Genomic DNA, 5,148 nt, shown 5'->3' with positions numbered 1-5,148 from the left:
CCGTGCGCGCGCCCCCGCCCCCCCGCGCGCGCGCGCGCGGCGCGCCCCCCGCCCCCCCCCCCCCCCCCCCCCCCCCCCCGCGCCCCCCCGCCCCCCCCCCCCCCCCCCCTGCCGTATGCCATCGGACGCCGCTCAGCCGCGCCCGTACTCCGCCGCCCACGCCTCCACCGCGTCCGCCGCACGGTCGAAGGCCGACGCCCGGCCCAGGAAGTCCATCCCGTGCGTGGTCAGCAACGGCTCCGTGTCGGCCGCGGAGCGGTCCTTGCGTACGAGCGTCAGGGCCTGACCCTGCACCGTGCGCGGCAGCCCCAGCCAGCGGACCGGCTGCTGCGCCGTGCGCACCGAGACGACCCGCTTCCAGGGCACGGTCCGGGTCTGCAGCAGACCGATCTGGCGCACTCCGCGTGCGCTCACCCACACGCCCATGCGCAGTATCCGCAGGGCGGCGGCGATGATCAGCAGCGCGATGCCGAGGACCGCGCCGGCGGAGGAGAGCGAGCCGGTCAGGGCCAGCGCGACCGCCGCGAACAGCACGAACGAGGCGAGCAGCAGCCACAGGGCGGCTCCGCCCACCCGCCACGGCCCGGGCCGGTACGGGCGCCGCCAGCGGTCCCGGTCGTCGTAGGGCAGGGGGCTGTCGAGTGCCGCGTCATCGGTGCGGTCGGCCATCAGGAAGGGCAGGGGCACGACTGGTCCTCACTCAATCCATGCATGGGCTGTGCCCGGTGAGGCTATCCGGCCGTGTTCCCGCTCACCACTCGTGGGGGGCCGGAAGAGTCAGTGCCCCTGGGAGGCCTGCGACTGCTGGGTCCCGCTGTCGGACGGCGTGGACAGCGCCGGCATGCCCAGGACCAGCGAGCCCACCATCCCGGCGACGATGGTGAGCCCGAACAGCCACCGACCGGCTATCTGACTCACGGACGACCGCTGACGGGGCGGGGGAGTGACATTGCTGCGGAATCTGTCGGCTTCGGCGATGAAGGCGAACGGTACGGGTTGGCGCCTGGCGGCACGTCCCAGCGGTAGCTGGGGGAGGAACATCGGGGGCGTCTCCTCTCTGGAACTGCGGGAAGGGATCGAACGAATCGCCCTCACCGATACAGACGAGCGAACGTAGCGATAGGTGCCCGGTTGCCCCGAATTCACAGAACTTCACCGAAGTTGGCCAAAGATGTCGCGCCCCGGTACCGAACGCCCTGATGTCGGTGCCGGGCCGTAGAGTGGGCGCCGCCCGAAAGAAGTGATGGAAGGACCCTCCGAGCCGTGACCGACACCCCCGCCGACGACCTCAAGCCCAGCTTCCGGAGCGATGTCACCGTCGAGCTGGTCAAGCACAGCGCGGCCGACTCCGACGTGCTGTGGGCCGCCCGAGTCTCCACCGCCGGCGAGCAGTCCCTGGACGAGCTGAAGAAGGACCCCGAGCGCTCCAAGGGTCTGATCAACTACCTGATGCGGGACCGGCACGGCAGCCCCTTCGAGCACAACTCGATGACGTTCTTCATCAGCGCCCCGATCCTCGTCTTCCGCGAGTTCATGCGGCACCGGGTGGGGTGGTCCTACAACGAGGAGAGCGGCCGCTACCGCGAGCTCCAGCCCGTCTTCTACGTCCCCGGCGAGTCCCGCAAGCTCGTCCAGGAAGGCCGCCCCGGCAAGTACGTCTTCGTCGAGGGCACCCAGGCCCAGCAGGAGCTCGTCGGCCGGGTGATGGAGGACTCCTACCGTGAGTCGTACGAGGCCTACCAGGAGATGCTCGCCGCCGGTGTCGCGCGTGAGGTGGCCCGGGCGGTGCTGCCCGTCGGGCTCTTCTCCTCGATGTACGCCACCTGCAACGCCCGCTCGCTGATGCACTTCCTCGGCCTGCGCACCCAGCACGAGCTGGCCAAGGTGCCGTCCTTCCCGCAGCGGGAGATCGAGATGGTCGGCGAGAAGATGGAGGCGGAGTGGGCCAGGCTCATGCCGCTCACCCACGCCGCCTTCAACGCCAACGGCCGTGTCGCGCCGTAACCGGGCCGTTCTGCCGTGCGTCCTGCGGTGCGTCTCGGCGTGCGATCTGTCGTGCGTCTTGTCGTGCTCGGCACAGATGTACGGATCAGCCTGGCGAGGTGTCCGTATTGCGGCATTTAGCGAAGTTCATCTAGCCTGATCAAACGGACCCGGCACTGCTTGAACCCCCGAGCAGGCAGTGCCGGGCTCCGCATTTGTCCGGACTTTCCCCGCACCCCAAGGGCAGACCGCGCCGTGAGCACCGAGTAGCGTGTAACCCATGGCTCCGACCTCCACTCCGCAGACCCCCTTCGGGCGGGTCCTCACCGCCATGGTCACGCCCTTCACGGCGGACGGCGCGCTCGACCTCGACGGCGCGCAGCGGCTCGCTACCCACCTGGTGGACGCAGGCAACGACGGCCTGATCATCAACGGCACCACCGGTGAGTCGCCCACCACCAGCGACGCGGAGAAATCGGACCTGGTACGAGCCGTACTGGAGGCGGTCGGCGACCGCGCCCACATCGTGGCCGGCGTCGGCACCAACGACACCCACCACAGCATCGAGCTGGCACGTCAGGCCGAGCGGGACGGCGCGCACGGCCTGCTGGTCGTCACGCCGTACTACAACAAGCCCCCTCAGGAGGGCCTGTACCGGCACTTCACCACCATCGCCGACGCCACCGGGCTGCCCGTCATCCTCTACGACATCCCCGGCCGCAGCGGCGTCCCGATCAGTACCGAGACGTTCGTCCGCCTCGCCGAGCACCCGAGGATCGTCGCCAACAAGGACGCCAAGGGCGACCTCGGCCGCGCGAGCTGGGCCATCGCCCAGTCCGGCCTGGCCTGGTACTCCGGCGACGACATGCTCAACCTGCCGCTGCTCTCCGTGGGCGCCGTCGGCTTCGTCTCGGTCGTCGGCCATGTGGTCACCCCGGACCTCAGGGCCCTCGTCGACGCCTTCACCTCCGGTGACGTACAGAAGGCCGCGGAGATCCACCAGAAGCTGCTCCCGGTCTACACCGGCATGTTCCGCACCCAGGGCGTCATGACGACGAAGGCCGCCCTGACCCTCCAAGGGCTGCCTGCCGGGCCGCTGCGCGCCCCCATGGTCGAATGTTCGGCCGAGGAGATCGCCCAGCTCAAGATCGATCTTGCTGCCGGCGGGGTACAGCTCTGACAACAGACTTCGCGCGGATGTCCGCGTAGCAAGGCCTAACAACTGAATACGGCGGGACACCGGTGCCCGCATCCCACAACGACAACTGCTTATGCACGAACGTCACGCACGCCACGTGCCCGACCGGTACGTGGCGTGCGTGGTGAGGAGAGTCTTTTGAGTCATCCGCATCCTGAACTCGGCCGGCCGCCCCAGCTCCCCGAGGGCGCCCTGCGCGTCACCCCGCTCGGCGGGCTCGGCGAGATCGGCCGAAACATGACCGTCTTCGAGTACGGCGGTCGTCTGCTGATCGTCGACTGCGGAGTGCTCTTCCCCGAGGAGGAGCAGCCCGGAATCGACCTGATCCTGCCGGACTTCACGTCCGTCCGGGACCGCCTCGACGACATCGAGGGCATCGTCCTCACCCACGGCCACGAAGACCACATCGGCGGCGTCCCCTTCCTGCTTCGCGAGAAGCCGGACATCCCGCTCATCGGCTCCAAGCTGACCCTCGCCCTCATCGAGGCGAAGCTCCAGGAGCACCGCATCCGCCCGTACACCCTGGAAGTGGCGGAGGGCCAGCGCGAGCGCATCGGCCCCTTCGACTGCGAGTTCGTCGCCGTCAACCACTCCATCCCGGACGCCCTGGCCGTGGCCATCCGCACCCCGGCCGGCATGGCGGTGCACACCGGCGACTTCAAGATGGACCAGCTCCCGCTGGACCACCGGCTGACGGATCTGCACGCGTTCGCGCGGCTGAGCGAGGAAGGCATCGACCTTCTTCTGGCCGACTCGACCAACGCCGAGGTGCCGGGTTTCGTCCCGCCCGAGCGCGACATCTCGAACGTCCTGCGCCAGGTCTTCGCCGGAGCGCGCAAGCGGATCATCGTGGCGAGCTTCGCCAGCCATGTCCACCGCATCCAGCAGATCCTGGACGCGGCCCACGAGTACGGCCGCCGGGTCGCCTTCGTCGGCCGCTCCATGGTCCGCAACATGGGCATCGCTCGGGATCTCGGCTACCTCAAGGTCCCGCCGGGCCTCGTCGTCGACGTCAAGACGCTCGACGACCTCCCGGACAGCCAGGTGGTCCTGGTCTGCACGGGCTCCCAGGGTGAACCGATGGCCGCCCTGTCCCGGATGGCCAACCGCGACCACCAGATCCGCATCGTCGACGGCGACACGGTCATCCTGGCGTCCTCCCTGATCCCAGGAAACGAGAACGCGGTCTACCGCGTCATCAACGGTCTGACCCGCTGGGGCGCCGACGTCATCCACAAGGGCAACGCCAAGGTGCATGTTTCCGGCCATGCCTCCGCCGGTGAACTGCTGTACTTCTACAACATCTGCCGGCCGAAGAACCTGATGCCGGTCCACGGCGAATGGCGCCATCTGCGTGCCAACGCCGAACTCGGCGCCCTGACGGGCATCCCGCACGACCGCATCGTCATCGCCGAGGACGGCGTGGTCGTCGATCTGGTCGAGGGCAAGGCCAAGATCTCCGGCAAGGTCCAGGCCGGTTATGTGTACGTCGACGGTCTCTCCGTCGGCGACGTCGGTGAGCCGGCCCTGAAGGACCGCAAGATCCTCGGCGACGAGGGCATCATCTCGGTCTTCGTCGTGGTCGACTCCTCCACCGGCAAGATCACGGGCGGCCCGCACATCCAGGCACGCGGCTCCGGAATCGACGACTCGGCGTTCGCGGCCGTCGTCCCGAAGATCTCGGAGATCCTGGAACGCTCGGCCCAGGACGGCGTGGTGGAGCCCCACCAGCTGCAGCAACTCATCCGCCGGACCCTCGGCAAGTGGGTCTCGGACACGTATCGCCGCAGGCCGATGATCCTCCCGGTCGTCGTGGAGGTCTGACCCGTGGACGGGGCCACCAACGGCCCCTCGTACGCGTGAACATGGAGCGGGGGGGGGGGGGGGGGTGTGGGCGCCCCCCCCCCCCCCCGAGTTTATCTGCGCCGCCCCCCCGCGCCCCCCCCCCCAGAGAGTTGGTGAGGGCT

5 protein-coding genes are annotated in these 5,148 nt (G+C 69.3%); 3 read left to right on the top strand and 2 right to left on the bottom strand.

Annotated elements, in window-relative coordinates:
* Positions 1-132: 132 nt before the first annotated feature.
* Positions 133-687: a hypothetical protein gene (locus ACWGJB_RS27100; RefSeq protein ID WP_453382694.1), complete on the bottom strand. Its 555-nt coding sequence runs from the start codon at positions 685-687 to the stop codon at positions 133-135.
* 90 nt (positions 688-777) lie between these two features.
* Positions 778-1,041, bottom strand: coding sequence for a hypothetical protein (locus ACWGJB_RS27095; protein WP_453382693.1), 264 nt, complete (start codon positions 1,039-1,041; stop codon positions 778-780).
* 222 nt (positions 1,042-1,263) lie between these two features.
* Here ACWGJB_RS27095 and thyX point away from each other — a divergent pair, with 222 nt between their 5' ends.
* The 3 genes from thyX (at position 1,264) to ACWGJB_RS27080 (ending at position 5,005) form a co-directional block, all read left to right on the top strand.
* On the top strand, positions 1,264-2,004 hold the full coding sequence (gene thyX, locus ACWGJB_RS27090; protein WP_453382692.1) for an FAD-dependent thymidylate synthase: 741 nt from the start codon (positions 1,264-1,266) through the stop codon (positions 2,002-2,004).
* Positions 2,005-2,263: 259 nt separating this feature from the next.
* Positions 2,264-3,163 (top strand): 4-hydroxy-tetrahydrodipicolinate synthase, encoded by a 900-nt coding sequence (dapA, locus tag ACWGJB_RS27085; protein ID WP_453382691.1) that lies wholly within the window; start codon positions 2,264-2,266, stop codon positions 3,161-3,163.
* A 156-nt stretch (positions 3,164-3,319) separates the two neighbouring features.
* The gene (locus ACWGJB_RS27080) at positions 3,320-5,005 is read left to right on the top strand and encodes a ribonuclease J (protein ID WP_453382690.1); all 1,686 of its coding nucleotides are present in this window, start codon (positions 3,320-3,322) and stop codon (positions 5,003-5,005) included.
* The last annotated feature ends 143 nt before the right edge of the window (positions 5,006-5,148 follow it).

This window comes from Streptomyces sp. NPDC054813 (genome assembly GCF_053611365.1).
Note: the sequence above shows the minus strand (reverse complement) of the source record. Positions and strands in the feature narration are given on the sequence as shown.

Bases quoted from the DNA above. Each gene is read 5' to 3' on its own strand.
- ACWGJB_RS27095 (WP_453382693.1), bottom strand. From the start codon at position 1,041: ATGTTCCTCCCCCAGCTACCGCTGGGACGTGCCGCCAGGCGCCAACCC.
- dapA (WP_453382691.1), top strand. From the start codon at position 2,264: ATGGCTCCGACCTCCACTCCGCAGACCCCCTTCGGGCGGGTCCTCACC.